General features: G+C 70.1%; 29 protein-coding genes. 22 read left to right on the top strand and 7 right to left on the bottom strand.

Annotated features, from left to right (window positions below; all coding sequences use genetic code 11):
* Nucleotides 1-276: 276 nt before the first annotated feature.
* From FHT36_RS11360 to FHT36_RS11330, 8 genes are read left to right on the top strand one after another with little or no spacing between them, the layout of a single operon-like run.
* Complete coding sequence (locus FHT36_RS11360; protein WP_169122605.1) at nucleotides 277-840, top strand: head-tail connector protein; 564 nt, start codon at nucleotides 277-279, stop codon at nucleotides 838-840.
* Nucleotides 837-1,160, top strand: a complete 324-nt coding sequence (locus tag FHT36_RS11355) for a head-tail adaptor protein (RefSeq protein ID WP_169122604.1) — start codon at nucleotides 837-839, stop codon at nucleotides 1,158-1,160. The genes FHT36_RS11360 and FHT36_RS11355 overlap by 4 nt, the downstream gene beginning before the upstream one ends.
* The gene (locus FHT36_RS11350) at nucleotides 1,157-1,453 is read left to right on the top strand and encodes a hypothetical protein (RefSeq protein WP_169122603.1); all 297 of its coding nucleotides are present in this window, start codon (nucleotides 1,157-1,159) and stop codon (nucleotides 1,451-1,453) included. The genes FHT36_RS11355 and FHT36_RS11350 overlap by 4 nt, the downstream gene beginning before the upstream one ends.
* On the top strand, nucleotides 1,450-1,869 hold the full coding sequence (locus tag FHT36_RS11345) for a DUF3168 domain-containing protein (protein ID WP_169122602.1): 420 nt from the start codon (nucleotides 1,450-1,452) through the stop codon (nucleotides 1,867-1,869). The genes FHT36_RS11350 and FHT36_RS11345 overlap by 4 nt, the downstream gene beginning before the upstream one ends.
* A gap of 12 nt (nucleotides 1,870-1,881) precedes the next feature.
* Nucleotides 1,882-2,289 carry a phage major tail protein, TP901-1 family gene (locus FHT36_RS11340; protein WP_024277874.1) on the top strand — a complete coding sequence of 136 codons (408 nt, stop codon included), beginning with the start codon at nucleotides 1,882-1,884 and terminating at the stop codon, nucleotides 2,287-2,289.
* Nucleotides 2,290-2,300: 11 nt separating this feature from the next.
* On the top strand, nucleotides 2,301-2,648 hold the full coding sequence (locus tag FHT36_RS24435; protein ID WP_246702164.1) for a gene transfer agent family protein: 348 nt from the start codon (nucleotides 2,301-2,303) through the stop codon (nucleotides 2,646-2,648).
* A gap of 41 nt (nucleotides 2,649-2,689) precedes the next feature.
* Nucleotides 2,690-2,860, top strand: a complete 171-nt coding sequence (locus FHT36_RS24430; RefSeq protein WP_246702163.1) for a rcc01693 family protein — start codon at nucleotides 2,690-2,692, stop codon at nucleotides 2,858-2,860.
* Nucleotides 2,861-2,864: 4 nt separating this feature from the next.
* On the top strand, nucleotides 2,865-3,434 hold the full coding sequence (locus FHT36_RS11330; protein WP_348644431.1) for a phage tail tape measure protein: 570 nt from the start codon (nucleotides 2,865-2,867) through the stop codon (nucleotides 3,432-3,434).
* A gap of 4 nt (nucleotides 3,435-3,438) precedes the next feature.
* Here the strand turns inward: FHT36_RS11330 and FHT36_RS11325 are convergent, their stop codons facing one another.
* Nucleotides 3,439-3,753: a porin gene (locus FHT36_RS11325; RefSeq protein WP_169122599.1), complete on the bottom strand. Its 315-nt coding sequence runs from the start codon at nucleotides 3,751-3,753 to the stop codon at nucleotides 3,439-3,441.
* 648 nt (nucleotides 3,754-4,401) lie between these two features.
* The gene (locus FHT36_RS11320; RefSeq protein WP_169122598.1) at nucleotides 4,402-5,115 is read right to left on the bottom strand and encodes a hypothetical protein; all 714 of its coding nucleotides are present in this window, start codon (nucleotides 5,113-5,115) and stop codon (nucleotides 4,402-4,404) included.
* Between the two features lie 109 nt (nucleotides 5,116-5,224).
* On the opposite strand from FHT36_RS11320, the gene FHT36_RS11315 reads away from it, so the two are divergent.
* From FHT36_RS11315 to FHT36_RS11255, 13 genes are all read left to right on the top strand, one after another.
* Nucleotides 5,225-5,866 (top strand): DUF2460 domain-containing protein, encoded by a 642-nt coding sequence (locus FHT36_RS11315; protein ID WP_169122597.1) that lies wholly within the window; start codon nucleotides 5,225-5,227, stop codon nucleotides 5,864-5,866.
* Nucleotides 5,867-5,874: 8 nt separating this feature from the next.
* Nucleotides 5,875-6,765 (top strand): DUF2163 domain-containing protein, encoded by an 891-nt coding sequence (locus FHT36_RS11310; protein WP_169122596.1) that lies wholly within the window; start codon nucleotides 5,875-5,877, stop codon nucleotides 6,763-6,765.
* Entirely contained in the window at nucleotides 6,762-7,202 is a 441-nt protein-coding gene (locus tag FHT36_RS11305; RefSeq protein WP_169122595.1) for an NlpC/P60 family protein, read from the top strand. Before FHT36_RS11310 ends, FHT36_RS11305 begins: the two co-directional genes overlap by 4 nt.
* A 116-nt stretch (nucleotides 7,203-7,318) precedes the next feature.
* On the top strand, nucleotides 7,319-11,218 hold the full coding sequence (locus FHT36_RS11300) for a glycoside hydrolase/phage tail family protein (RefSeq protein WP_169122594.1): 3,900 nt from the start codon (nucleotides 7,319-7,321) through the stop codon (nucleotides 11,216-11,218).
* Between the two features lie 29 nt (nucleotides 11,219-11,247).
* Complete coding sequence (locus FHT36_RS11295) at nucleotides 11,248-11,949, top strand: DUF2793 domain-containing protein (RefSeq protein WP_169122593.1); 702 nt, start codon at nucleotides 11,248-11,250, stop codon at nucleotides 11,947-11,949.
* 22 nt (nucleotides 11,950-11,971) lie between these two features.
* Nucleotides 11,972-12,292 (top strand): hypothetical protein, encoded by a 321-nt coding sequence (locus FHT36_RS11290; protein ID WP_169122592.1) that lies wholly within the window; start codon nucleotides 11,972-11,974, stop codon nucleotides 12,290-12,292.
* A gap of 14 nt (nucleotides 12,293-12,306) precedes the next feature.
* Nucleotides 12,307-12,450, top strand: a complete 144-nt coding sequence (locus FHT36_RS11285) for a hypothetical protein (protein WP_169122591.1) — start codon at nucleotides 12,307-12,309, stop codon at nucleotides 12,448-12,450.
* Between the two features lie 116 nt (nucleotides 12,451-12,566).
* Nucleotides 12,567-13,943 carry an SGNH/GDSL hydrolase family protein gene (locus tag FHT36_RS11280; RefSeq protein ID WP_169122590.1) on the top strand — a complete coding sequence of 459 codons (1,377 nt, stop codon included), beginning with the start codon at nucleotides 12,567-12,569 and terminating at the stop codon, nucleotides 13,941-13,943.
* 86 nt (nucleotides 13,944-14,029) lie between these two features.
* The gene (locus FHT36_RS11275; RefSeq protein ID WP_169122589.1) at nucleotides 14,030-14,878 is read left to right on the top strand and encodes a glycoside hydrolase family 108 protein; all 849 of its coding nucleotides are present in this window, start codon (nucleotides 14,030-14,032) and stop codon (nucleotides 14,876-14,878) included.
* A complete protein-coding gene (locus FHT36_RS11270; protein WP_169122588.1) occupies nucleotides 14,875-15,195 on the top strand; it encodes a hypothetical protein in 321 nt (106 codons plus the stop codon). The genes FHT36_RS11275 and FHT36_RS11270 overlap by 4 nt, the downstream gene beginning before the upstream one ends.
* Before the next feature lie 320 nt (nucleotides 15,196-15,515).
* Nucleotides 15,516-16,187: a response regulator transcription factor gene (locus FHT36_RS11265; RefSeq protein WP_024277889.1), complete on the top strand. Its 672-nt coding sequence runs from the start codon at nucleotides 15,516-15,518 to the stop codon at nucleotides 16,185-16,187.
* 39 nt (nucleotides 16,188-16,226) lie between these two features.
* A complete protein-coding gene (locus FHT36_RS11260) occupies nucleotides 16,227-17,645 on the top strand; it encodes a sensor histidine kinase (RefSeq protein WP_169122587.1) in 1,419 nt (472 codons plus the stop codon).
* A 210-nt stretch (nucleotides 17,646-17,855) separates the two neighbouring features.
* Nucleotides 17,856-18,293 (top strand): hypothetical protein, encoded by a 438-nt coding sequence (locus FHT36_RS11255; protein WP_169122586.1) that lies wholly within the window; start codon nucleotides 17,856-17,858, stop codon nucleotides 18,291-18,293.
* 129 nt (nucleotides 18,294-18,422) lie between these two features.
* On the opposite strand, the gene FHT36_RS11250 is transcribed toward FHT36_RS11255, so the two are convergent.
* On the bottom strand, nucleotides 18,423-19,262 hold the full coding sequence (locus FHT36_RS11250; RefSeq protein ID WP_169122585.1) for a universal stress protein: 840 nt from the start codon (nucleotides 19,260-19,262) through the stop codon (nucleotides 18,423-18,425).
* Between the two features lie 138 nt (nucleotides 19,263-19,400).
* Here FHT36_RS11250 and FHT36_RS11245 point away from each other — a divergent pair, with 138 nt between their 5' ends.
* Nucleotides 19,401-20,036, top strand: coding sequence for a MarC family protein (locus FHT36_RS11245; protein WP_169122584.1), 636 nt, complete (start codon nucleotides 19,401-19,403; stop codon nucleotides 20,034-20,036).
* Between the two features lie 34 nt (nucleotides 20,037-20,070).
* On the opposite strand, the gene FHT36_RS11240 is transcribed toward FHT36_RS11245, so the two are convergent.
* From FHT36_RS11240 to FHT36_RS11225, 4 genes are read right to left on the bottom strand one after another with little or no spacing between them, the layout of a single operon-like run.
* A complete protein-coding gene (locus tag FHT36_RS11240; protein ID WP_169122583.1) occupies nucleotides 20,071-21,132 on the bottom strand; it encodes a DUF3445 domain-containing protein in 1,062 nt (353 codons plus the stop codon).
* 16 nt (nucleotides 21,133-21,148) lie between these two features.
* Nucleotides 21,149-22,105, bottom strand: coding sequence for a PDR/VanB family oxidoreductase (locus FHT36_RS11235; protein ID WP_169122582.1), 957 nt, complete (start codon nucleotides 22,103-22,105; stop codon nucleotides 21,149-21,151).
* Nucleotides 22,102-22,689: a dimethylamine monooxygenase subunit DmmA family protein gene (locus tag FHT36_RS11230; protein ID WP_169122581.1), complete on the bottom strand. Its 588-nt coding sequence runs from the start codon at nucleotides 22,687-22,689 to the stop codon at nucleotides 22,102-22,104. Before FHT36_RS11230 ends, FHT36_RS11235 begins: the two co-directional genes overlap by 4 nt.
* An 11-nt stretch (nucleotides 22,690-22,700) precedes the next feature.
* A complete protein-coding gene (locus tag FHT36_RS11225; protein WP_169122580.1) occupies nucleotides 22,701-24,383 on the bottom strand; it encodes an APC family permease in 1,683 nt (560 codons plus the stop codon).
* Between the last annotated feature and the right edge of the window lie 104 nt (nucleotides 24,384-24,487).

Genomic DNA, 24,487 nt, shown 5'->3' with positions numbered 1-24,487 from the left:
CCACGTCGGGCCGAGGGAGCGACCTTCGAAAGTTGTGCCCGGCCGAGCCACGTGGATGGCCGGGACAAGCCCGGCCATGACGGCGGCGCGAGACGCCCCAGACTTTATCTGCATGCCGGGTCTCCCCTCTCCCCTTGCGGGAGAGGGGCCGGGGGTGAGGGGGGCTGCTCCGCACGTCCCGAAGCGTGTTCACGCGGCGCCACACCCCTCACCCCAACCCTCTCCCGCAAGGGGAGAGGGGGCTTCTTCTACCCAGCCCCCACCCGGAGCCCCCCCATGGCCGAGCTTCTTTCCGGCCCCGCTGCCGAGCCGCTGACGCGCGCCGAGGCGAAGGCCTTTCTGCGCGTCGATGGTGACGCCGAGGACGCCCTTCTCGATGCCCTGATCGCTGCCGCCCGCCGCCATGTGGAGGCGGAGACGGGGCGCATCCTGATGGACCAGACCTGGCGCTTCTCGCTGGATCGCTGGCCGCTGCGCGGCGTGATCCCGGCGCCCGTCGCCCCGGTGCGCACCATCCTCGAAGCCACCGTCGCGGCGGCGGACGGCACGCCGGTGGCGCTGCCGGAAGGCACGCTCACGCTGGTGGGGGACCGGGCACCGGCGCTGATCCGGGTGGAGCCGGCGCGCGTCTCGGCGCCGCTCGTCTCCCACGGCGGCATCGTCATCACGCTTCTCGCCGGCTACGGCGAGGATGCGGGCCATGTGCCGGCGGATCTCGTGCAGGCGGTACGGCTCATGCTCGCCCATCTCTATGAGCATCGCGACGGGCCGGGGGAGGCCACCGCGCTGCCCGCCGCCGCCCGCGCGCTCATTGCGCCCTATCGTGTGGTGCGGCTGTGAGCGGCATTGGCGCCCTGCGCCATCGCCTCACCCACCAGACGCCGCTGGAGGTGCCCGATGGCGCCGGCGGTATCGCGCGCAGCTTCATCTCGGTGGACGTGCTGTGGGGTGCGGTGGAGGAGGTCTCCACCGCCTACGGCCTCGGCGAGGATCGGCCCCGCGCCGCGCGCGTGCTGCGCGTGACCGTGCGCGCGCCCAACACCATCGCCGCCGGCGACCGGCTGATCCATGCCGGCCGCGTGCTGGCGGTAGAGTCCATCATCGATGCGGACGGGCGGGGCCGCCTCCATCGCATCCGCTGCAGCGAGGAACAGGCATGAGGACGGAATTCAGTGTCCGCACCCGTGGCCTCGATGGCCTCGCCCGCCGTATCGCCACCGGCCATTTCTCCGATGCGGAAGCGGCGGCCGCCGCCCGCGCCGCCGCCGACCTCGCGGGGGAGATCGGGGCCGAGGCGGGCGCCGTCGCCAGCGTGGCTGGGACACCCGCGCGACCCATGGTCGAGGTCTCCGGCGGCGTCTTCCTGGACCGCGTGCGCGGCGCCTTCGACCGGCCCGGCGATCCGGTGCTCGACCGCATCCGCCTGCTCTTCGCGCGACGGAGGCGCTCATGAGCGTGCCCCTCGACAGCCCCGCGCTGGCGCTGCGCGCGGCCATCCATGCGGCGCTCGTCACTGACGCGGCGCTGGTGGCGCTCCTCGGTGCGCCGCGCATCCATGACGTGCCGCCAGGCGATGCGGATTTTCCCTTCGTCACCCTCGGCGAGGCGGTGGTGGCGGACTGGTCCACCGCCACCGAGGCGGGCACCGAGCAGGCGCTGACGCTGCACGTCTTCTCCCGCTCCGGCGGACGGGCGGAGGCCTTCGCCATCGCCGCGCGCTTGCAGGCGGTGCTGCACGATGCGGCGCTCGCGCTTGAGGGCCACCGGCTCGCCAATCTGCGCGCCACCACCGCCGAGGTCCGCCGCGAGAGCGACGGGCGCACCTTCCATGCTCTGGTGCGGTTCCGCGCCGTCACCGAGCCCGTTTGACCGGAGACGAAAATGGCCGCGCAGAAGGGCAAGGACCTGCTGCTGAAGGTGCATGACGGCACCTCCTTCATCACCGTGGCGGGACTGCGCACGCGCACCCTCGCCTTCAACGCGCAGAGCGTGGACGTGACCCATTCCGAGAGCGCCGGCCGCTGGCGCGAGCTGCTGGACGGGGCGGGCGTGAAGCGCGCCTCCGTCTCCGGCTCCGGCGTGTTCAAGGATGCGGCGTCCGACGCCCTCGTCCGCCAGCTCTTCTTCTCCGGCGCGCTGGCGAGCTGCCAGTTGCTGATCCCGGATTTCGGCACGCTCACCGGCCCGTTCCAGGTGACGGCGCTGGAGATCGCGGCCGAGCATGACCGCGAGATCACCTTCGACCTCACCTTGGAGAGCGCGGGCGAAATCGCCTTCGCGGCGCTGTGATGGGCGGCGGCATGCCCAACCGCCGGCGCGGCGAGATTTCGGCGGTGCTCGACGGCGCGCCGCGCGTGCTCGTCCTCACCCTCGGCGCGCTCGCGGAGCTGGAGGCGGCGTTCGGCGCCGACGATCTGATGGCGCTCGCCGAGCGCTTCGGCCGGGGCCGCCTCTCCGCGCGGGATGCGGCGCGCATCATCGCCGCCGGGCTCAACGGCGCGGGGGCGAACGTCTCCGTGGAGGAGGTGGAGCGGATGCGGGCGGATGGCGGCGCGGCGGGGTTCGCGCGCATCGTCGCCGAACTCCTCGCCGCCACCTTCGGCAGCGCGGAGACGGACCAATCCCCTCCGTCGCCGCAGCCGGCCTAAGCGCGACGCCCCCGGCGCGCGCCTTTCCCTGGGCGCTCGCCATGGGTGCCGGCTTCGGCCTGCTGCGGCTCTCTCCCGACGCCTTCTGGCGGATGACGCCGCGCGAACTCGCGGCCGCGCTCTCCGCGCTTCTGCCCGCCGCGCCGGAGGCCATCGACCGCGCCGGCCTTGCCGCGCTGATGGCGCGGTTTCCCGATGGCACGAGAGGATGATGCCGTGACCGAGACCGTCGATATCGCCCTCCAGGTGGACACACGCAGCGCCATGGTGGCGCTGGGCGCGGCGGAAGTCTCCGCGCGCGGCTTTTCCTCCGCCCTCGCTTCCGCCTTCACTGGCCTTGCCGTGCAGGGCAAGGATCTCGGCACGGTGCTGGAGCAACTGGCGACGCGGCTTGCCAACCTCGCCCTCACGGCGGCTCTGAAGCCGCTGGAGAGCTCGCTCACCTCGCTTCTCTCCGGCGTCGGCGGCGGCCTCGGCTTCGCCAAGGGCGGGGTGATCGGGGAGGGGCAGGTGAAGCCCTTCGCGCGCGGCGGAGTGGTGGCGGCGCCGACCTATTTTCCCCTCGGCGCCTCCCTCGGCCTGATGGGGGAGAAGGGGGCGGAAGCCATCCTGCCGCTGGCGCGCGGGGCGGACGGGCGGCTCGGCGTGCGCACCTCGGACGGGGCGGGGCGCGGGCCGGTGACGGTGAACATCGCCACGCCCGACATCTCCGGCTTCCGCCGCTCGGATGCCTATGTCTCGGGCATGGTGGCGCGGGCGGTGGCGCGCGGTCAGCGCGGCGGGTGAGCCTTCAGCGCGAGGACTTCCAGGGGTCCGTCGCCGGCGCGGCGGTCGAGGGCTGCGAGGACGAGATATTGTTGTTGAACTGGTTCGGCGCGTTGCTCGGACCGCTGCCGCTATAGGCATCGCTGCGCACGGCTGCGCCGGTCTTCATACAGGAATCCGTGCCCGGCATCCGCTGGAAGCCGGGGCCGTAGCTGGCGCAGAAGCTGTCGCTCTTACTGCCGGAATTACTGCTTTTACCACTCGCCTGCGCCAGCGCCGGGCCGCAGGCCCCCGCGACGAGGACCGCGCCGAACATCAGCGCACCGGACAGGCGCGCCACGCGACGGGTCGTGCCGGAGCGTGGTGCAGAAGATCTGGGGCGGAGGGCGCGAGCAGTCATGAGCAGAATTGCGGTTCGGACGGGCTCGCCCGATGCGAGCGGCCGAACCATAGCGCCACCGCGTCCGCCGGGAAATCCCCTGACGGACCGGCAGCTTGACGGTGATGGCGAAAATTCCCGCGTGACCTGAGGTCAATCGGCATCTCGGCCGCTGGCGACGTCATAGTCGCTGAGAGGTGATCCTGCTGAGAGGTCATCTTAAGGCGAGGTCGTTCCGTTCGCGGCATTCCGGCCTTGCCCCTCTGGCCGATGTCCGAACGGATACGACGTCCACCTGAAACAGACATCCGCGCATGGATGTCCGAATACGCAAAGGCCCAGGCCTCGAAGTGCCCGGGCGCATGGGAATGCCACTCATGGGGAGCCCGGAGCTGAGTGCCGGGCACCGGTCCTGTCTGCCGCCCTTGGGCGGCATCCTTCGCTCTTTCGCGTTTCGGGCGGCGTTTGTGAATGGCTCGCCGGATCGCGAAATCCGCGCATCGTGCCGCCCGTGGGCGGCAGGTTTCCTCAGATGCCGCCGGGTGGCGGCGCCGCTCCGATGGCGGTGGCGCGGGCCCTGAGCCGCAAGCCGCCATCGGGGAGCGAAGATCACTTCTTCGCGGGTGCCTTGGGAGCCTTCGGCGCGGCGGCCTTCTTGGCGGCGGGCTTGGCAGCAGCCTTGGGCGCAGCGGGCTTGGTCGCAGCGGGCTTGGCTTCGGGGGCCGGAGCGGGCGCAGCAGCCGCGGCGGGCTTCGCAGCAGCCTTGGGGGCAGCGGCCTTCTTGGGGGCGGCAGCCTTCTTCTCGGCGGCGGGCTTGGCAGCGGCCTTGGGAGCGGCAGCCTTGGGAGCCGCAGCCTTGGCGGGCGCCTTCGCAGCCTTGGGAGCGGCGGCCTTCTTCTCGGGCGCCGGAGCCTCGGCGGGCTTGGCGGCGGCCTTCGCGGAAGCGGCCTTGGGGGCAGCAGCCTTCTTGGCAGGAGCCTTGGCTTCGGCCTTCGGCGCGGCGGCCTTGGGTGCAGCAGCCTTCGGGGCAGCAGCCTTGGGCGCGGGGGCCTTCTTGGCAGGAGCCTTGGCCTCGGCCTTCGGCGCAGCAGCCTTGGGGGCAGCGGCCTTGGGCGCGGGGGCCTTCTTGGCAGGAGCCTTGGCTTCAGCCTTCGGCGCAGCAGCCTTGGGGGCGGCGGCCTTCGCAGCGGCCTTCGGTGCAGCGGTCTTCGGGGCGGCGGTCTTGGGTGCTGTGGTCTTGGCTGCGGCCTTGGGGGCTGCGGCCTTCTTCTCGGCAGGTTTCTCGGCGGCGGCGGCCGGCTTCTTCGCGGGCTTGGTAGCCATGCTTTCGCTCCATGCTCAACGGGGCACCGGAAAGTCAAGGCGTCACGTTCAACTATGTCAAGGCCATCTCTACTGTTTTCGGCCAAGAATTAGGGGATGGGGGCATCATATGGCCGCCTTTCATGAGATTTTGTTCCCTCTGGAGGTCGCGCTGGGCGCTTCGGGCGGTCCCGAGCGCGTCACGGAGGTGGTCACGACCGCTTCCGGACGCGAGGAGCGCAACACGCGACAGGCTGATTCGCGACGCCGCTGGGATGCTGGTTACGGGGTGAAGACCTTCGTCGCCCTGGCCGAAATCGTGGCCTTCTTCGAGGAGCGTCGCGGGCGTCTCCACGGCTTCCGCTGGCGCGATCGTCTGGACCATTCCTCGGCCGCTCCGGAGGGCGAGGTGAGCGCCTTCGACCAGCTCATCGGCGCGGGTGACGGAGCGCGCGCGACCTTCGCGCTGACGAAGCGCTACGGTGCCCTCCACGCGCCCTATCTGCGCGCCATCACCAAGCCCGTCGCGGGCAGTGTGAAGGTCGCGGTGAATGGCATCGAACACGTTGAAGGCGCTCACTTCTCGCTCGATGCCGCGCGCGGCCAAATCACCTTCGCGGAGGGTGCCATTCCGCCGCCTTCGGCGGTCGTCACCGCGGGCTTCCTCTTCGACGTTCCGGTGCGCTTCGACACCGATTTTCTCGAGGTGGATCTCTCCGCTTTCGCGGCCGGCGCGATCCCCCGCATCCCCATCATCGAAATCCGCGTGTGAGGCTCGCCATGCGCACCATCGATCCCGCCCTCGCCGACCATCTCGCGAGCGGCGTCACCACGCTGTGCCGCGCCTGGCGGGTGACCCGCCGCGATGGCACCGTGCTCGGCTTCACCGACCATGATCGCGATCTCCTCGTGGAGGGCGTGACCTTCCTCGCCGCCTCCGGCATCGCGGGCTCGGAGAGCACGCAGGCGCAGGGGCTTTCCGTCACCGGGGCGGAGCTCTCCGGCGCGCTCAGCGCCGACGCGCTCGATGCCGGCGACCTCGCCGCCGGCCTCTATGACGGGGCGGGCGTGGACCTCCTTCTCGTCAACTGGCAGACCCCCGCGCAGCACCTCCTGCTGCGGCGGGGAACCATCGGCGAGGTGCGCTGCGAGGACGGCGTGTTCACCGCCGAGATCCGCGCCCTGGCGGATGCCTTCAACCAGACGCGCGGGCGCCTCCTCACCGTCACCTGCGATGCCGATCTGGGTGATGCGCGCTGCGGCGTGGACCTCGCCGCGCCGGGCCACTCCGCGAGCGTTGCGGTGAGTGCCGTGGAGGGGGCGCTGCGCCTGCGCGTGAGCGGCCTCGATGCCGTGGCGGCCGGGACCTTCGCGCGCGGCCGGGCGGTGTTTTCGAGCGGCGCCAATGAGGGCTTCGCGAGCGAGGTGAAGGCGCATCTGGTGGATGCGGAAGGGGTGGTCCTGCGCCTGTGGCAGCGCCCGCCGTTCGAGGTGGCGGAGGGCGACGGGATCGCCCTCACCGCCGGCTGCGACAAGCGCTTTGCCACCTGCCGCGATCGCTTCTCAAACGCATTCAATTTCCGCGGCTTCCCCCACATGCCGGGCAACGATTTCGTCATCTCCGTCGCCATCCCCGGTGAGGGCGGATACGACGGGAGCCTGCGGGAATGAGCACGCCATTGGACCGCGCCGCCATCCTCGCCGAGGCTCGCGCCTGGATCGGCACGCCCTATCTTCATCGCGCCTCGCTGAAGGGCCATGGCGCGGACTGCCTCGGCCTCGTGCGCGGCATCTGGCGTGCGGTGGTGGGGCCGGAGCCGGAGGCGCTTCCCGCCTATGCGCCCGACTGGGCCGAGGCCGGCCGCCGCGAGACCCTCGCCGACACCGCGCGGCGCCATCTCGTCGCCGTACCGCTGGCCGAGGCGCAGCCCGGCGACGTGCTGCTGTTCCGCTTCCGCGACCATCTTCCGGCGAAGCACGCGGCGCTGCTCTCGGAGGCCGGCCGCATGATCCACGCCTATGACGGCGCGAGCGTGTGCGAAACCGCGCTGACGCCCTGGTGGCGCCGGCGGCTGGCCTATGTCTTCGCCTTCCCGGGGGTGGGGTAGGGGGCAGGCGCGCTGCCACGCTCCCCTCTCCCTCTCCCGCAGCGGGAGAGAACTCGCCGGTAAAGGCGATCCCCATTCGCTCGCGTCCCAACCCCTCCCATCCCGGAGCCTCACCCATGGCGACGCTGCTTCTCGGCGCGGCCGGCGGCCTTATCGGCGGCGCGCTGTTCGGACCCATCGGCGCGGTGGCGGGGCGGGCGCTCGGCGCGCTCGGCGGCTCGGTCATCGACGGCGCGCTGCTGGGCGGCAACCGCTCGCGCCACGCGGAAGGTCCGCGCCTCACCGATCTCGACGTGATGGCCTCCACCGCCGGTGCGCCGCTGCCCCGCATCTACGGCCGCGCGCGCCTCTCCGGACAGGTGATCTGGGCGTTGAAGCTCAAGGAGGTGAAGAAGGAGGAGACGCAATCCGTCGGCGGCAAGGGCGGCAGCCTTTCCGCCAGCACGACGACGTACACCTATTACGCCAATTTCGCTGTGGCGCTGTGCGAAGGCCCGGTCTCGCGCATCGGCCGCATCTGGGCGGATGGCAAGCTGCTCGACACACGACGCCTGCACATCACCACCCACCTCGGCGGAGAGGACGAGGCCCCGGACAGCTGGATCGAGGCGAAGCAGGGTGAGGTCGGCACGCCGGCCTATCGCGGCGTCGCCTATCTCACGTTCCGCAACCTCGACCTCACCGACTATGGCAACCGCCTGCCGCAGATCACCGTGGAGGTGGAGCGTTCCATCGGCGCGCTGGAGCATCAGGTGCGCGCCGTGACGCTGATCCCCGGCGCCACCGAGTTCGGCTACGACACGCGCAACATCCGCCAGGTCTATGGCGAGGCGAGCTACGGGCCGGAGAACCGGCACGTCACCAGCTTCTTCAGCGATTTCGAGGCCTCCCTGGACCAGCTCCTCGGCGCTTGCCCGAACCTTGAGCGCGTCTCGCTGGTGATCTCCTGGTTCGGCGACGATCTGCGCGCCGGCCAATGCGCCGTGCGGCCGAAGTGCGAGCGCATCAACAAGGCGACCGCCCCGGCGCTGTGGAGCGTGGGCGGGCAGACCCGCCTCACCACGCCCGCCGTCTCCCAGTATGAGGGCCGCGCGGCCTATGGCGGCACGCCCTCCGACGACAGCGTGGTGCGCGCCATCCAGCGCATGGCGGAAGCTGGGCTGAAGGTGACGCTCAACCCCTTCGTCATGATGGACATCCACGCCGGCAACACGCGCCCCGATCCCTGGACCGGCGCCGCCGCCCAACCGCCTCATCCCTGGCGCGGGCGCATCACGTGTGATCCCGCGCCGGGGCGGGAGGGAACGGTCGATGGGACGGCCGCCTGCCGCGCGCAGGTGACGGCGCTGTTCGGCACGGCGGGCGCGGGGGACTTCACCCGCATCGGCACGAGCGTGATCTACCACGGGCCGGAGGAATGGGGCCTCAGGCGCATGGTGCTGCACTACGCCCATCTCGCCGTGGCGGCGGGCGGGGTGGAGGCGATCCTCATCGGCTCGGAAATGGCCGCGCTCACCCGCCTCACCGACGACACCGGCGCGTTCCCCGCCGCCGCCGCGCTCGCGCAGCTCGCTGCCGAGGTGAAGGCCGTGGTGGGGCCTTCGACGCTCGTGTCCTACGCCGCCGACTGGACCGAATATGGCGCGCAGGTGCTGGCCAGCGGCGACGTGCGCTTTCCCCTCGATGCGGTGTGGGGCGCGGATGCCGTGGACTTCATCGGCATCGACTATTACCCCCCGCTCGCCGACTGGCGGGACGGCTCCGCCCATCTCGATGCCGCGTTCGCGCAGTCCATCCACGACCGCTTCTATCTGAAGGCCAACCTGCGCCGCGGCGAGGCCTTCGACTGGTTCTATGCGGATGATGCCGCCCGCGCCGCGCAGGCGCGCAGCCCGATCTCGGACGGCGCCTTCGGCGAGCCGTGGATGTACCGGCAGAAGGATCTCTGGTCCTGGTGGGCGAACGCCCATCACGAGCGCGTCGCCGGCGTGCGCAGCGCCACGCCCACCGCCTTCGTGCCGGGTGCGAAGCCCATCCGTCTGATGGAGGCGGGGTGCCCGGCGGTGGACAAGGGCGCCAACCGGCCGAGCGCCTTCCCGGATGCGAAATCCGCCGAGAACCGTCTGCCGCCCTTCTCCTCCGGTGCGCGGGACGATCTCATCCAGCGCCGCACGCTGGAGGCCATCCTCGCCACCTTCGGCGCGGATGCGGACACCGCCGACAACCCCGCCGCGACCCTTTATCCTGGCCGCATGGTGGAGCCCGACGCCCTCTTCCTATGGAGCTGGGATGCGCGGCCCTATCCCCAGTTCCCTTACGCGACCGACGTGTGGGCGGACGGCGCCAACTGGGCCACCGGCCACTGGCTCACCGGCCGCCTCGGCGCCGCGCCGCTGGATGCGCTGGTGGCGACGCTCGCCGCCGATTTCGGCATTGCCGACGTGGACAGCGTGCGCCTCTCCGGTGCCGTCGAGGGCTATGTGGTGGAGCAGCCCATGACCGCCCGCGCGGCGCTGGAGCCGCTCGCCCGCGCCTTCGCCTTCGAGGCGGGGGAGGAGGATGGCCGCATGGTGTTCCGCCCGCGCGGGCAGGGGGAGGTGGCGGAGATCGCCACCGACGATCTGGTGCAGGTGGAGGGCACGCCCCTCCTCGCCGTCACCCGCGCGCAGGAGACCGAGCTGCCACTGGAAGTGACGGTGGGTTTCGTCGATGCCCTGCGCGACTACCGCCGCGCCACCGTCTCCTCCCGCCGTCTCGCGGGCCGCAGCCGGCACGTGACGCAGGCGGACCTCGCCGTGGTCGCCTCCGATGCCGTGATGGCGCGCGCTGCCGATGTCTGGCTTCAGGATCTGTGGGCGGGGCGCGAGACGCTCAGCTTCTCGCTGCCGCCCTCCTGCCTCGCGCTCACCCCCGGCGACCTCGTGCGGCTGACCTTCGATGGTCGCACACGCCTCGTGGAGATCGTCCGCGTGGAGGAGACGGAGGCGCTGGCCATCACCGCCCGCACCATCGAGCCGGAGGTGTTCGACGTAGCGCTGGCGGAGGAGGGGGCGGGCGCCATCGCGCTGCCCGGCGCCTCCGGCCCGCCCGCCGTGCGCGTCATTGATCTGCCGGCCTTGTCGGAGGCGGAACCCGCGCCGCTGCAATGGCTTGCTGCCGCGGCATCGCCCTGGCCGGGAACGCTGGCCATCTGGCGCTCCACCGATGGCGCGAGCTTCGAGACGCTGGCGCCGGTGACTGCGTCCGCCACCTTCGGCACGCTCACCGCGCCGCTGGCGCCGGGGCCGCTCTGGCGGTTCGACCGGCACAACGGGATGGAGGTGACGTTGCAGACCTCCCTCCTCGTTTCGGCTGGTGAGGCCGAGGTGCTGGCCGGCGCCAACCTCCTCGTGCTCCTCGCCGAGGAACGCGCGCCGGAGATCGTCGCCTTCACCGAGGCCGAGCTGGTGGATGCGGGCAGCTATCGCCTCACCGGCCTGCTGCGTGGCCTCGCCGGCACTGAGGCGGCGGGGGCGGAGGCGTGGCCGGCCGGCACCCGCCTCGTGCGCCTCGACGGCACGCTGGTGAGCGTCGCCAGCGGCGTCGCGGCGCTGGGGCGCAGCTTCATCTATCGCGTCGGCTCGGCGCGGGATGACCAGGGCGCGGAGGAGGTGACGGAAGTCGCCGCCACCGTCTCCGGTCGCGCGCTCGCGCCGCTCTCCCCGGTGCATGTGCGGGCGCGCCGCACGGCGGCGGGTGTCGCGCTCTCCTTCATCCGCCGAACCCGCATCGCGGGCGACGGATGGGACGCGGTGGAGGTGCCGCTGGGCGAGGCCAGCGAGGCCTACCGTCTCGACATTCTCGATGGCGAGACGGTGCGGCGCAGTCTCTCCCTCACGTCGCCTGACGCCCTCTATGCGGCCGCCGACGAGATCGCCGATTTCGGCGCCCCGCAGGCGGAACTCACCGTCCGCATCGCCCAGCTCTCGGCCAGCGTCGGCGCCGGTGCCGCGGTGACGGCAAGCGTGCGGCCGTAAGGCTCTTCTCACCCCTTCGAGGTCCAGCCATGTCCGAGCAATCGGCGAACCTGGCGCTGCCGTATATCGCGGCGGCCCAGGCGCAGAAGCATGTCACCCACAACGAGGCCATCCGCCGCCTCGACGCCTTTGTGCAACTGGTGCTGGAGAGCGCTACCGCGCCCGCCCCGCCCACTTCGCCCGCTGAGGGGGCATGCTGGTTCGTGCCTTCGGGCGCCACCGGCGCCTTTGCCGGCCGGGCGGGAATGATCGCGGCCTATGAGGCCGGGGCATTCGACTTCCTGCCCGTGGCGGCGGGCTTCCTCGCCTTCATCCGCGACGAAGGCCGGCTCGCTCTGTTCGACGGCGGCGCCTGGGTCTCGCCTCTGGCGGCCAGCACCCACCGGGGCGCGATCTCGGCTGAGGTACGGGAGGCGGATGTCATCCTCTCCGGCGCCTATGTGGACACGGCGCTGGTCATTCCCGACCGGGCCATCGTGCTTGGTGTCTCCACCCGCACGCTCACCGCCGTGACCGGCGCATCCGCCTATGACTGCGGCATTGCCGGGGATCAGTCGAAGTTTGGCGGCAGCCTCGGCATCGCGGCGGGCGCGACCAACATGGGGGTCATCGGCCCCACCGCCTTCTACGCGCCGACACCTGTCCGCCTCACCGCCATCGGCGGCAGCTTCGGCGGCGGCACGGTGCGCCTCGGCCTGCACCTCCTCCTCCTCGCCATTCCCGGCGCCTGACGCGCGCCTTCGGAGACGTCCCATGGCCTACGATCCCGCCCGAGACCCCATGCGGGGGCTCGCCGCCTCGCTCTCCTCGCCGACGCGGCTGATGAGCCGCGTCACACCCTCCGACAGCGACGAGCTTTCGTCCTACGCCAAGGCCCTGTGGGTGTTCGTGCCCGAGGAGGTTTCCGGCGGTGTCGCCACCGTGCGCATCACGCCGGTTGGTGCGGACGATGCCATCCGCATCGATGTGCGCGCCTTGCCGGGCCTGCAGCCTTTGCCGCCCTGTCAGGTGCGCCGGGTGTGGGCGACCGGCACCAGCGCCGGCATCGACATCTACGCTTTGTTCGACCGCTGAGCGGAGTGGCGGCGATGCTGTCTCTCTCGCTCTCCGCGATCGCCGTCCTGCGCGGCCGGCGCGGCCGCCGCCCACCCCGCGGCTTCATCTTCCTGGTGGATACGGATGGCACGCCGCTGACCGACGCGGCCGGCGCGCGCCTCATCGAGCCCATCTGACCGGCCCCCGCGGGGGCCACTCCAGCCCGCGCCCCATCCCCATTCCCCATCCCCGGATCGCCCGTGCCGCTCATCCCGGCGCGGGCGTGTTTTGCCCCTTACTTTGGGAGTCGTTCATGTCGTCTCGAAATTGGAACCAGAGCACCGCCGCTCTCAAGCTCCGCCTCCAGCAGGCGCTCGCCGCCGGCCGTCCCCTCTGGACGCGGCCGTGGATCGGCCCGTCCGCCTGGACCACCGGGGAGGCGGTCAAGCAAGGCGACGTGCGCTCGAATTCCGCGACCCCGACCCAGTGGTATGTCGCGGCGACCGGCGGCACCTGCGGCGCGACCGAGCCCACGCACACCAACGGCTCGGCGACCAGCGATGGTGCGGTGCTGTGGACCCACCTTGGCGGCCCCTCCTGGGATACGGCGGATGACCCGGCGAAGCCCGCCCTGACGTTGACCGGCTCGACCAGTGTCCCTGCCGGCCTGACGGCCCTCGATGTCTGGGCCAACCGCTCGCTTTTCGCCTTCAATGGCAACGCCCCCGGGCAGTATGCGACCAGCCGCGCCAACCTCAACGTGTTCCTCCCCAACGCCTCGGCCGCGGCTTCTCGCGGCGGTTTCGTGTCTTTCATGTCCGATGCGCCCAAGATCGGCTTTGAGGTGCCCAACAACACTTTCGGCATCCGCGTCTTCTGCGACGGGCGCCCGGTGACTGCCGGGCCGATCTATCCGTTCTCGGGCTCGAACTTCTGGGCGACCATCGACTGGGGCACCCGCAAGCCGCGCCTGTGGGAGATCCACTACGGCCAGGCCAACGCGGCCCTGTTCCTGCTCGCGATCACCTCGGCCGACCAGATCTGGCCGGCGCCCAGCCCGAACGGCCTGCGCGCCGGTTTCATCGGCGACAGCTACCTCGCCGGGTCGAGCTATGGTCCCTTCCTGCTCGGCAATACGCTGTCCGAGCATTTCGGCCGGCTGACCGGCATCGACGACATGTGGCGCCTGGGCACCGGGGGCACCGGGCTTCTCAATCCCGGCAGCGGCCCCTACTACACCTATCGCGAGCGGGTGCCGCAGCTTCTGGCCCTCAATCCCCACGCCATCTTCGTCCAGGGCTCCACCAACGACGTGAGCTACTCGCAGTCGGCCCTCACGGCCGAGGCGCTGGCCTTCCTCGACGCGATCCGGGTGGGCAGCACGGCGCCGATCTTCTGGTTCGGCCCCGCGCCCCTGTCGGGCAACTACGCCAGCATCCAGACCGTGGACACGGCCATCTCCGCTGCTGTCGCGGCGCGGCCGAACAGCAACATCATCTACAAGTCCATGCTCACCGCCGTTCCGCCGTGGCTGACCGGCTCGCACAACAACGCGAGCTACAGCTGGACCTCCAACATCAGCCAGTTCATCGGCGGCGACAACGTTCACCCCGTCGACAAGGGGACCATGTACCTCGCCGGTCGCATGGCCTCCGCCTACGCCAACGACATGCTGCCGCTGGTCGCCTGAGGCCGGTCATCGAAGAGGCGGGGGCGCTCCGGCGCCCCCGCTTTTTTCCGTTTTCTGTCGAGAGCTTCTTTCAGGAGAGCCTTGCCATGGCTGCCGAAAGCTTCGCGCCGGCGCTCGCCGCCGTGCTCCGCCACGAGGGCGGATATTCCAACCATCCCGACGATCCCGGCGGCCCGACCATGAAGGGCATCATCCAGCGCGTGTACGACGCCTGGCGCCGCTCCAAGGGGCTTCCCGAGCGCCCGGTCCGCGAGATCGAGGACACCGAGCTGAAGGAGATCTACCGCCGCCAGTACTGGGACGCGGTGCGGGCCGACGAGCTGCCCGCCGGCATCGACTATGTGGTGTTCGACGGCGCGGTGAATTCCGGCCCCGCCCAATCCGCCAAATGGCTCCAGCGCGCGCTGTCGCTCTCCGCCGACGGGCAGGTGGGGGAGGTGACGCTCGCCGCCGCCCGCACCGCCGCCGAGCTCGCGCCCGGCCGCCTCGTGGACGACATCTGCGACCGTCGCCTCGCCATGCTTCAGGCGCTGCGCACTTGGCCGGTGTTCGGCAAGGGCTGGGGCCGGCGCGTCGCCGACGTGCGCAAGCTCGGCAAATCGTGGGCGACCGGGGGGCGCACCTCCTCCGTCGCCGTGCCGGCCAAGGACGGGGAGGGGGCCAAGGGAACCCTCGCCAGCGCCCGTCCCGCGCCCCGGCCCGAGGCGGGGGCGGGCGCCGTGGCGGGCGGCATCGTCGCCTCCACGGTGGCCGAGGCGGCGCGGCAGATCGAGCCCCATGCCACCGGCTCGCCTTTGCTGGCCAACGTGTTCGCCGCGCTCACCCTCCTCGGCCTTGCCGCCACCCTCGCCGGCCTCGCTTTCGTCTGGTGGAGCGCCCACGCCGGGGCGAAGCGGGCCGAGGTGCTGGACCTCGGAACCGGGGCGAAGCCGTGAGCGGCGCCCTCGACGCGGTGGCCGGCATCCTCGGCTATGGCGTGCCCTGGTGGGCCTGGGGCATCCCCGGCGCCCTCGCCGTGGCGGTTCTGCTGCGCCTGTTCGGGGTGCGGGCGGCGGGGATCGCCGCCGCCGTCCTCGCTTTCGTGCTCGTCACGCGCCGCGCCGCCCAGCGCGGCTATCAGCGCGCCCTGAAGGAAGGAGAACGCGATGTCTCGGAAAGCCTTTCTGCCGCGCGGTCTGCGCGGGATGCTGCCGCTCGCCGCGACGGCGATGCTCGCCGGCTGCGCGACGACGACGGGTTCCGGCGCGACTAGGGTCTATTGCGGCGCCGCCGCGCCCATCCGCTGGTCGCTCTCCGACACGGACGAGACCATCCGTCAGGCCAAAGCCGCCAATGCGGTGGGGCGGCGGCTGTGCGGCTGGAGGTGAGGGGCGCGCCCGAGCGGCAAGGGTGAGCCTCCGTCAAAAAGTCCGCGCGGAGCTTGAGCGTGGCCCACTCGGCCCCGGTCGAACAGACCGAGGCCGATGGCCCAATCCGGCCTGCGGCGCCCCGTCATCGCTGACAGGCGCGCAAGGCTCTGTCATTCTTTGTCTCTCTCGCTTAAGGAGGTTGTGGCGAAGGCGGAGGGGCACCGTGCGCTTGTTGGTGATCGAGGACGATCCCGAGCTGAACCGACAGCTCGTCGAGGCGCTCGGCGATGCCGGCTATGCGGTGGATCGCGCCTATGACGGCGTGGAAGGGCAGTTTCTCGGCGAGACCGAGCCCTACGACGCCATCGTGCTCGACATCGGCCTGCCCAAGCTCGACGGCATCTCCGTGCTGGAGAGCTGGCGGCGGGCGGGCAAGACCACACCCGTCCTCATCCTCACCGCCCGCGACCGCTGGAGCGACAAGGTGCAGGGCTTCGATGCCGGCGCCGACGACTATGTGGCCAAGCCCTTCCACATGGAGGAGGTGCTGGCCCGCCTGCGCGCTTTGCTGCGCCGGGCCACCGGCCACGCATCCAGCGAAATGTCCTGCGGTCCGGTACGGCTCGATACCCGCTCCGGCCGCGTCACGGTGGACGGCAATCCGGTCAAGCTCACGTCGCACGAATATCGCCTGCTCTCCTACCTCATGCATCATGCGGGGCGGGTGGTGTCGCGCGGGGAGCTGGTGGAGCACCTTTACGACCAGGATTTCGACCGCGATTCCAACACCATCGAGGTGTTCGTCGGCCGCCTGCGCAAGAAGCTCGACTGCGACGTGATCCAGACCGTGCGCGGTCTCGGCTATCTGCTCGCGGCCCCCGAGGAGCCGCGCTGACATGGCGGCGTCCTGACATGCCGGCCGCCTGACATGGCCATGGATGCTGCGCGCCGCCCGCCGGAATACACGCCGGGCTCCCTCGCCTTCCGCCTCGTGCTCTCCGCCATGGCCATCACGGTGGTGGTGCTGCTGGTGGTGGGCTTCGTGCTCGCCTCCCTATACCGCAGCTCCGCCGAGCGCGCTTTCGACCGGCAGCTCGACATCTATCTGAAGATCATCGTCGCGGATGTCGCCAATGCGTCCGAGCGCCTGCCCGAGCCGGCGGCGCTGGCCGACCCGCTGTTCGCCTTTCCCAATTCCGGCTGGTACTGGCAGATCGCGCTCAAGTCCGGCGGGCAGCTGGAGCGGCGCACGTCCCGTTCGCTGGTGGGCGCCAGCTTGCCGCTGCTCGCCGAGCAGGGCATCCGCGGCCGCCCCGGCCTCATGCGGCAGGGCTATGCGACCGGGCCGGGCGGTGTCGCCCTGCGCATCGTCGAGCGCGACGTGGACCTCGGGGCGGATGCCCGCTACGTGGTCTCGGTGGCGGCGGTGGCATCCGACCTTGAAGCGGAGATCTCCGCCTTCAACTTCTCGCTCGCTGCAACGCTCGTGGTGCTGGCCTGCGCGTTCCTGCTGGTGGTCATCGTTCAGGTGCGGTTCGGGCTGAAGCCGCTGACGCGCATTTCCGAGGCGCTGTCGGACGTGCGCTCCGGCAAGGCCGAGCGGCTGGAGGGCACCTATCCCATCGAGATCGTGCCGCTGGTGCGCGAGGTGAATGCCCTCATCGACGCCAACCACGAGATCGTGGAGCGCGCCCGCACCCACGTGGGCAACCTCGCCCATGCGCTCAAGACCCCCCTTTCCGTGCTGATGAACGAGGCCGGCACCCGCGACGACCCGCTCGCCGTGCGCGTGCGCGACCAGGCCGGCGTGATGCGGGACCAGGTGGCCCACCATCTGGAGCGCGCCCGCATGGCGGCCCGCATCTCCGTGGTGGCGAGCGTGTGCGAGGTGACGCCGGTCATCACCTCCCTCGCCCGCACCATGGAGAAGATCCATCGCACCAAGGATCTCGCCATCGACGTGCGCATCCCGGAGGACGTGCATTTCCGCGGCGAGCGGCAGGATCTCGAGGAGATGTTCGGCAATCTCATCGACAATGCCTGCAAATGGGCCTCCTCCCGCGTGGAGGTGGAGGTGTTGGTGGAGCGGCCGCGCTCGCCCGGCGACCGGGTCTATTTCCACGTCAGCATCGACGATGACGGCCCCGGCCTTGATCCCGCCCGGCGGGTGGATGTGGGCCGGCGCGGGCGGCGGCTGGACGAATCCAAGCCCGGTTCCGGCCTCGGCCTCTCCATTGTCCACGAACTGGCGCTGCTCTATGGCGGGCGGTTTGAACTGAGCTCGGCCCCCATCGGCGGCCTTCGGACCGAGCTGGTCCTGCCCGCCGCCGCCGCGCCGCCTCCGCCCACCTGATGTTTCCGCAGGACGCGGGGCGGGGGTGACACCGTGGCGCCACAGGCTGCGGCAAACCGTCTTCACAGTGAGGCTTGCGGCGCCTAAGAGAGGCCGTCAGCCTCTGTGTCGCCCCAATCGGTGATCCGATTTGCTGGCTCGATCGTTGATGACGTGCGCAGGCGCTCTGTCCGCGCCCGTCATGTCCGCCGTTCTGTCTGAGGCCTGTTCATGTTCGTCCGCGTGTTCCGCGTTGCTCCCGCGTCCGCAGCGGTCCTCGCCCTTGCGCTCGGCGGTTGCGCGACCGACACGACCGGCAACAAGGCCACGGCCGCGCTTGCGGCCCTGCCCACGGCGCCGGTGATGTCGGGCACGGTCTCCGGCGGCCTCATCAGCGGCGGCATCGGCAACGGGCTCGACGATGCCGACCGGCAGCGCGCCTACGACGCCGAGATTTCCGCGCTGGAGACGGGCGGCCCCGGCTATCCCATCGGCTGGAAGGGCGACGGCACCGCGCGCGGCACCGTCATCGCCGGCCCGCCTTACAATCGCGCCGGCTACCAGAGCTGCCGCGACTATTCCCACACCATCTATATCGACAATCGCCCCCAGATCGCCCGCGGCGCCGCCTGCCGCACGGCGGAGGGCCGCTGGCAGCCGGTGAGCTGATCTCACCGCTCGCGGGGCCCTCCGCCTGAGGCGGATGGGGCGCAAAGCGGGGACGTGGCTTCGGAACGTCGTGATCTGGGCAAGGCACGCGAGGCGGCCTGAGGCGCGTCGCGTTTGGTCCGGCGGACCTCAGTAGGACATGAACAGGGGGACCTTGCAGTCCTCCAGTAGCGACTCGGTGACCCCGCCGAGCACCCATTCGCGGATGCGCGAGTGGTTGAAGGCGCCCATGACGATGAGATCGGCGCCGATCAGCCCCGCCTGCTCGCGCAGGGTCTCGGCGACGCCGTCCCGGCCCACCACCAGGTTCTTCACGTCCACATGGACACCGTGGCGGGCGAGATGCGGCGCCAGCTCGGCGCCGGGCACTTCGTGCGCCAGTTCCTTCTCCGAGCCGATGGCGAGCACCTCCACCGCCGAAGCGGACTTCAGGATGCCCATGGCGTCGTTGACGGCCCGCGTCGCCCGTACGCTCGCGTCCCAGGCGATGAGAACGCGGTCGTGCTTGAAAGTGTCCACCCCCGGCGGCACCACGATCACCGGCCGGCCGCTCTCGAACAGCAGCGCCTCGATGAGCCCGCGGTCGGCATTGACGGTCGCGACCTCCGCGTCCAGCACCGAGATGTCGTGCACCCGCGCCTGGGCGACGAACAACTCCACCAGTTGCCCATAGGCGAGCTGCGGCGTCTCCACCGAGGCGGCGACACCGGCGGCGGCGGCATCGCCCCGCGCCCGCTCCGCCACGTCCTGAGCGAGCTGCTTCAGACGGCGGTTGTGGGCGGCGACGAGGCCGGTGGCGATATTGCTGACGAAGGTGTTTCCCATCACCACCTTCAGCGAAGCCGCCTGGATGGTCGCGTGGGCGCCCGATTGCTGGGCCAGCGACAGGCCGTAGGCCAGCGCCGAGGACGGCTCGTCCACGCCCTCTTCGGTCATGCCGATGAGCACGCTTTTTATGTTCTGCACCATTTGGCGTTTCCTCCTGACACAAGATCAAGGTACCTGAAGGCTTCAGCTTGTCGTTGCGTCATGTCAAGGCTCGTGGTTGCCGCCTGCCGGTTGCCAGCCCTTTCCCTTGAGGTAATAAGGGGCGCCGAGGGAGCGCCCATGATCGATGATCTGAACCTGTTCGCGAGCCAGCTGGTCACGCTCTGGGTCGTGCTGGAGCCGCTGAGCCATCTCAGCATGTTCCTCGCCACCACCTCCCATCTCGATCGGCAGGAGCGCCACAAGGTGGCGGCGATGGGCACCGCCTTCGCCTTCCTCATCCTGGTGGTGTTCACGCTCCTCGGCCGGATGCTGCTGGAGGCGATGGGCATCTCCATCCTCGCCTTCCAGATCTCCGGCGGCATCATCCTGTTCTATTTCTCGATGACCATGATCTTCGGGGCGATGACGCAGCATGCCGTGACGGCCGATCCCGAGCGGCGGCTCGTCCACATCGCGGTCTATCCCATCGCGACGCCCATCGTGGCCGGGCCGGGCGCCATCCTCGCCATGGTGCTGTTCTCCGACAACAACCGCGGCGCGCCGCTCTCCCAGCACCTCATCACGGTGAGCGTGCTGGTGCTGATGTCGGTGGTCCTGTTCGTCATCTTCTGGCTGGGCGATTACATCGCCAAGGTGCTGGGGGAGGGCGGAGCGAGCCTGCTGCGGCGGATCATGGGCATCCTGCTCGCCGCCTTCTCGGTCAATCTGGTGCTCAACGCCTTCCAGAAATGGCTCAACCTGCCGCCGATCTGAGCGGCGGCAGGTTGGCTGTCGCGGGGCCTGAAGATCAGACCTGGATCTTCTCGATATCCGGCGCGATGCCGGGCGAGGTGGCCGAGCCGTCATCCAGCGGCGCCAGATAGTCCACCACCATCTGCTGATAGCGGGGAATGCCCTTGTAGGCGGCGATGTCCGGATGCAGGTCGCGCAGCACCCGGTGCAGCCGCCGGCGCCATTTGGGCACCTTGGCGATGTCGGCGACGCTGGTGAGATAGCAGCGGATGCCGAACAGGATGGCGTTGGAGCGGGGCAGGCGATAGAGCGTCTGCAGCTCCACGCGCAGGTGCACCTTCTCCGCCACGTTCTCGGGCGTGACCGACGCCTTGTCCGGCCCCCACACCGGATAGTTCTCCGGCGAGGTGTCGAGGCGCGGGTTCACCGTCATGGTCCAGTTGAGGCGGCGCACCGGCTGGCCGTACTGGAGGCGCAGGAGATACTTCAGGGCGCGGTCGAATACGCCCTTCTCGTGCGCCAGCGGCACGGGGCCGTGCCACTCCTGGAAGCTCATGCCGATGTCGAACTCCAGCGACCAGTCGGCCTGGGTCGTCACCATGCCGCCGTCCACGAAGAGGTTGTCCTCGCGCTGGTCCTGAAGGGTGAAGTCGCCCTGCGCCTGCCGGGTGATGTACTCGAACGGCCCGCAGGGCAGCGTCTCGGCCTTGCCGAAGATGAAGCTCTGCTGGATGCCAAGCGGCCGGTTCACCCAGGTCCAGGCGTCTCCGTCCTTCGATAGGGTGAAGTGCTCGGGATAGTCGGCCGCGAGATTCTCCATGATCATCTCGAGGCTGTCCCACTCCGCCGTCAGCATGTGCGGCAGCACCTGGCAGCGCTTGGGGTCCTCGGCGAGCACGCGGGCGCGCTCCTTGCACTCGGCGATATAGTGCTCGTCGACGTCGAACTGCGCCTGGAAGGCGGCCGTGGGGCCACCGCGCACGTGCGGCTCGATGTTCACCGAATACATGTAGCTGTCTTCGGGGAACGGGAAGGGGAAGCGCAGGAGGTCCTCGGGCGACTTCTTGTAGGTGAAGGTGTCGCGGAAGGTCTCGGCGGGCTTGAACAGAACGGTCATGTGAGGCCTCCCAGGATCACAGGTCGATGACGATGCGTGGGCCGCGGGCGCGCGACACGCAGGTCATGATGAGGGTGCCGGCCGCCTTCTCCTCCGCGGAGAGGAAGTCGTCGCGGTGTTCCGCCTCGCCCTCGACGAGGGGGGTGGCGCACTGGCCGCAGGCCCCGCCACGGCACAGGCACGGGGCGTCCACGCCGGCCGCCTCGATGGCTTCGAGCAGGCTCTGGCTCTCGCCGACCTCGACCTCGATGCCGGACTTGCGGAGCACGGCGCGGAAGGGCAGTCCGGTGACGTCGCCGCCGAAGCTCTCCTTGTGCACCTTGGTCTTGGGCCAGCCGAGCGCGGCGGCGGTGGAGGCCACCGCATCCATCAGGCTGTGCGGCCCGCAGACATAGACATGGGTGCCGAGCGGCTGGCGCGAAAGCAGGCCGGCGAGATCGAAGGCGGCGCGGCCGCCGCCATGCACGCGGATTTCCTCACCCGCCGCATAGGGCGCGAGCAGGCGCTCGAACACCGGCACTTCCTCCAGCGTGGCGAGCTGGTGCAGCTCGAAGCGGGCCCCGCGCGCCTTCAGCTCCGGCAGGAAGGAGAGCATGGGCGTGATGCCGATGCCGCCGCCGATGAGCAGGTGTTTCTTGGCGGTGGAGATGAGGGGGAACAGGCTCACGGGATTGGCCATCTCCAGCACGTCGCCGGGCGCGACCCGGCGGTGGAGATAGTTGGAGCCGCCGCGCGACTGGGCGACGAGGCGCACGATGATGTCGTAGCGCGCCCGCTCGGACGGCGGGGAGACGAGCGAATAGGCGTTCTTCATCACCCGGGCGCCGTCACGGATGGTGAGCAGGACATGCCCTCCCGCAGGCGGGGTGGGGAACACGCCGCCATGGACGGGCTCGAAGGAGAAGCGCTTGAGGCTCGGCGCGAGCTCGACGATTTCGCGCACGCGCACGCTGAAGGGCTGGGCGGCGGTCATGCGTAAAGCTCCTCGGCCTCAGGCACCTCACCCGGCACCTCGGCGTCCACCTGGACGGCCATGAAGGCGGCGAGCCGCCGTGAGAAATGATCGCGCACGAACAAGGATGCGCCGCAGCCCGGGCAGGTGAAGATGGAGGTGGTGACACCCTCGCTCACCGTCCGGCAGTGGACGCAATAGATGCGCCGGGCCTTCGGACCGGCCTCGGCGAAGGCCGTCTCCTGGCGGCTGAGGCCGGCCTTCTGGGCGCGCCCCCACACATCCCACAGGAACGGCTCGGCGCCCGCCGCATAGAGGCGGAGCCCCATGGTCTCGCGGGCGAGCCGCTCCTCCAGCGCGGAGAAGAGGTGCGTCACGGACCGGAAGGTGGCGACGCTGCCCGGCGCCTCCTCCATGGTCGGCACCGAGGGCACGGCGCTGCGCCGGGCCACCGTCCAGACCTCGAAGGCGGAGGGGGAAATCCCCTCCGCCAGCGCCTCAGCCGGAACCTCGGCCGCCTCGACCACCAGCAGGTGGTGCCGGCCGGATGGATCCGGGGCCAGCGGGGCGTACGTCGGGCGGCTCTTGATACCCTGGTCGCTCATTTCGTCTCCGTTCAATAGACCGCAATGCTGCGGGCCACGATGATGACAACGGCGCCAAGCACGAGGGCGAGGTAGGGCAGCATCCCCGCTCGCGTGCCGGCACCGGGTTCGGCCTTGAGGTGCATGTCCTCCATCATCGCCGCCGGGAACTGGCCCTTGTCCGTCACATAGTGCCGGAAGAGGAACACCGGGATGATGGCGGCCGATACGATGAGCCCGGTGACCAGCGTGCCCGCGCCCCAGATGTCGGCACCCATGCCGAGCAGGAACAGGTTCACGTAGGCCAGCACCGTACCCATGCCGATGAGCCACATGGGAGCCTTGAAGGGGCGATCCCAGGCGGGACGGTCGATGCGGTGCATCCAGGCGGAATTCAGGTTCAGGAAGTTGAACAGGATGTAGCAGACGTTGGAGATGGCGAGAATGAACACGTAGTCCGACATCATCAGCAGGATGAGGTTGAAGCCGAGGTCGGTCCACATGGCGCGGGTGGGCGCGCCGTTCTCGTTCACGTGGCTGAGATACTTGGGCAGCCAGCCGTCCACCGACGCCTGGTAGAGCGTGCGGGAGGAGCCGGCCATGGAGGTGATGATGGCCAGCATGAGCGCGAGGATCAGCATCACCACGATCACGGTGTGGACGATGGGCCCGCCCTTGATCATGTCCGCCATGGCGCTGGCGACACCCATGCCGGAATAGATGTCGGCGGAGAGGATGCCCGAATAGACCGCCGGCGTCGTCACGGTGCCGGAGGCATCCACCACCGCCGGGGTCACGAGCTGGCCGAGGCCGAGCACGCCCTGGAAGGAGATGGGCACGATGGTGAACACGAAGATGCACAGCAGGCCCGAATAGAGGATGGCCTTGAAGGTATCCGTCTTCGGGTCGCGGAACTCGCGCGTGTAGCAGACCGCGGTCTCGAAGCCGTAGGTGGACCAGGCGGCGATGAACAGGCCGCCGGCCATCAGGGTGAGGCCCGCCATGTTCCATTCGCCGGCGATCACTTTGCCGGCTTCGTCCTTGGCCAGCGGGGCGAACGGCCCGAGATTGGCGGCGAGCACGTCACCGGTGAACAGCGGCACGAGGCCGATGAGGATTAGCGGCAGCAGGGCGACGACGCCGAGGATGACCTGCACCTTGGCGGTCTGGCTGATGCCGCGATGCTGGATGGCGAAGGCGACGAGCAGCAGCACCGCGCCGAGGACGAAGGTGGCGTTGATGCGCAGCGCGAGGCCCGCCTTCAGCCAGCCGAGATCCACCAGCGTGAGCTGCCAGGTGTTGATGGCCGCGTCCGGCGCGAACAGGATGGAGAGCACATAGCCCGCCGCAAGGCCCGAGCCGATGGACAGGACCGGCGACCAGGCCAGCCAGTTGCACCACACCGAGAACGGCGCGAGCAGCTTGCCGTAGCGCACCCAGGCGATGGCGCCGTAGACCGAGGCGCCGCCCGACTTGTGCGGGAAGAGGCCGGCGATCTCGGCGTAGGAAAAGGCCTGGATGAAGCCGAAGACGATGGACAGGATCCATACGAACCAGGCCGGCGCGCCCACCGTGGCGCCGATGGCACCGATGGAGAAGAGCACGAGGGCGGGCACGCCGCTCGCGATCCAGAAGGCGCCGGTCCAGCTGATCTTGCGTTGAAGCGAGCCGGCCTCAGGCGCGGCGACCGCCTCGTTGGTTGCTGCGATACTCATGTTTTTCCCCTCGGATTATGAGGGGGAGTTTCCGGAGAAGAAACTTTTTTGTCAACGTATAAATTGGCCGATTGGACGGTGAAAGCGGCTCAATTTGCAATCAT

Origin of the sequence: Xanthobacter sp. SG618 (assembly GCF_012932745.1) — a bacterium.
Lineage (GTDB): Bacteria > Pseudomonadota > Alphaproteobacteria > Rhizobiales > Xanthobacteraceae > Xanthobacter > Xanthobacter flavus.
Note: the sequence above shows the minus strand (reverse complement) of the source record. Positions and strands in the feature narration are given on the sequence as shown.

What these genes read in the sequence shown, in the direction of transcription:
- FHT36_RS11360 (WP_169122605.1), top strand. Translation starts at nt 277, where the DNA reads ATGGCCGAGCTTCTTTCCGGCCCCGCTGCCGAGCCGCTGACGCGCGCC.
- FHT36_RS11350 (WP_169122603.1), top strand. Translation starts at nt 1,157, where the DNA reads ATGAGGACGGAATTCAGTGTCCGCACCCGTGGCCTCGATGGCCTCGCC.
- FHT36_RS11345 (WP_169122602.1), top strand. Translation starts at nt 1,450, where the DNA reads ATGAGCGTGCCCCTCGACAGCCCCGCGCTGGCGCTGCGCGCGGCCATC.
- FHT36_RS11340 (WP_024277874.1), top strand. Translation starts at nt 1,882, where the DNA reads ATGGCCGCGCAGAAGGGCAAGGACCTGCTGCTGAAGGTGCATGACGGC.
- FHT36_RS24435 (WP_246702164.1), top strand. Translation starts at nt 2,301, where the DNA reads ATGCCCAACCGCCGGCGCGGCGAGATTTCGGCGGTGCTCGACGGCGCG.
- FHT36_RS24430 (WP_246702163.1), top strand. Translation starts at nt 2,690, where the DNA reads ATGGGTGCCGGCTTCGGCCTGCTGCGGCTCTCTCCCGACGCCTTCTGG.
- FHT36_RS11320 (WP_169122598.1), bottom strand. Translation starts at nt 5,115, where the DNA reads ATGGCTACCAAGCCCGCGAAGAAGCCGGCCGCCGCCGCCGAGAAACCT.
- FHT36_RS11315 (WP_169122597.1), top strand. Translation starts at nt 5,225, where the DNA reads ATGGCCGCCTTTCATGAGATTTTGTTCCCTCTGGAGGTCGCGCTGGGC.
- FHT36_RS11310 (WP_169122596.1), top strand. Translation starts at nt 5,875, where the DNA reads ATGCGCACCATCGATCCCGCCCTCGCCGACCATCTCGCGAGCGGCGTC.
- FHT36_RS11305 (WP_169122595.1), top strand. Translation starts at nt 6,762, where the DNA reads ATGAGCACGCCATTGGACCGCGCCGCCATCCTCGCCGAGGCTCGCGCC.
- FHT36_RS11300 (WP_169122594.1), top strand. Translation starts at nt 7,319, where the DNA reads ATGGCGACGCTGCTTCTCGGCGCGGCCGGCGGCCTTATCGGCGGCGCG.
- FHT36_RS11295 (WP_169122593.1), top strand. Translation starts at nt 11,248, where the DNA reads ATGTCCGAGCAATCGGCGAACCTGGCGCTGCCGTATATCGCGGCGGCC.
- FHT36_RS11290 (WP_169122592.1), top strand. Translation starts at nt 11,972, where the DNA reads ATGGCCTACGATCCCGCCCGAGACCCCATGCGGGGGCTCGCCGCCTCG.
- FHT36_RS11285 (WP_169122591.1), top strand. Translation starts at nt 12,307, where the DNA reads ATGCTGTCTCTCTCGCTCTCCGCGATCGCCGTCCTGCGCGGCCGGCGC.
- FHT36_RS11280 (WP_169122590.1), top strand. Translation starts at nt 12,567, where the DNA reads ATGTCGTCTCGAAATTGGAACCAGAGCACCGCCGCTCTCAAGCTCCGC.
- FHT36_RS11275 (WP_169122589.1), top strand. Translation starts at nt 14,030, where the DNA reads ATGGCTGCCGAAAGCTTCGCGCCGGCGCTCGCCGCCGTGCTCCGCCAC.
- FHT36_RS11260 (WP_169122587.1), top strand. Translation starts at nt 16,227, where the DNA reads ATGGATGCTGCGCGCCGCCCGCCGGAATACACGCCGGGCTCCCTCGCC.
- FHT36_RS11255 (WP_169122586.1), top strand. Translation starts at nt 17,856, where the DNA reads ATGTTCGTCCGCGTGTTCCGCGTTGCTCCCGCGTCCGCAGCGGTCCTC.
- FHT36_RS11250 (WP_169122585.1), bottom strand. Translation starts at nt 19,262, where the DNA reads ATGGTGCAGAACATAAAAAGCGTGCTCATCGGCATGACCGAAGAGGGC.
- FHT36_RS11245 (WP_169122584.1), top strand. Translation starts at nt 19,401, where the DNA reads ATGATCGATGATCTGAACCTGTTCGCGAGCCAGCTGGTCACGCTCTGG.
- FHT36_RS11240 (WP_169122583.1), bottom strand. Translation starts at nt 21,132, where the DNA reads ATGACCGTTCTGTTCAAGCCCGCCGAGACCTTCCGCGACACCTTCACC.
- FHT36_RS11235 (WP_169122582.1), bottom strand. Translation starts at nt 22,105, where the DNA reads ATGACCGCCGCCCAGCCCTTCAGCGTGCGCGTGCGCGAAATCGTCGAG.
- FHT36_RS11230 (WP_169122581.1), bottom strand. Translation starts at nt 22,689, where the DNA reads ATGAGCGACCAGGGTATCAAGAGCCGCCCGACGTACGCCCCGCTGGCC.
- FHT36_RS11225 (WP_169122580.1), bottom strand. Translation starts at nt 24,383, where the DNA reads ATGAGTATCGCAGCAACCAACGAGGCGGTCGCCGCGCCTGAGGCCGGC.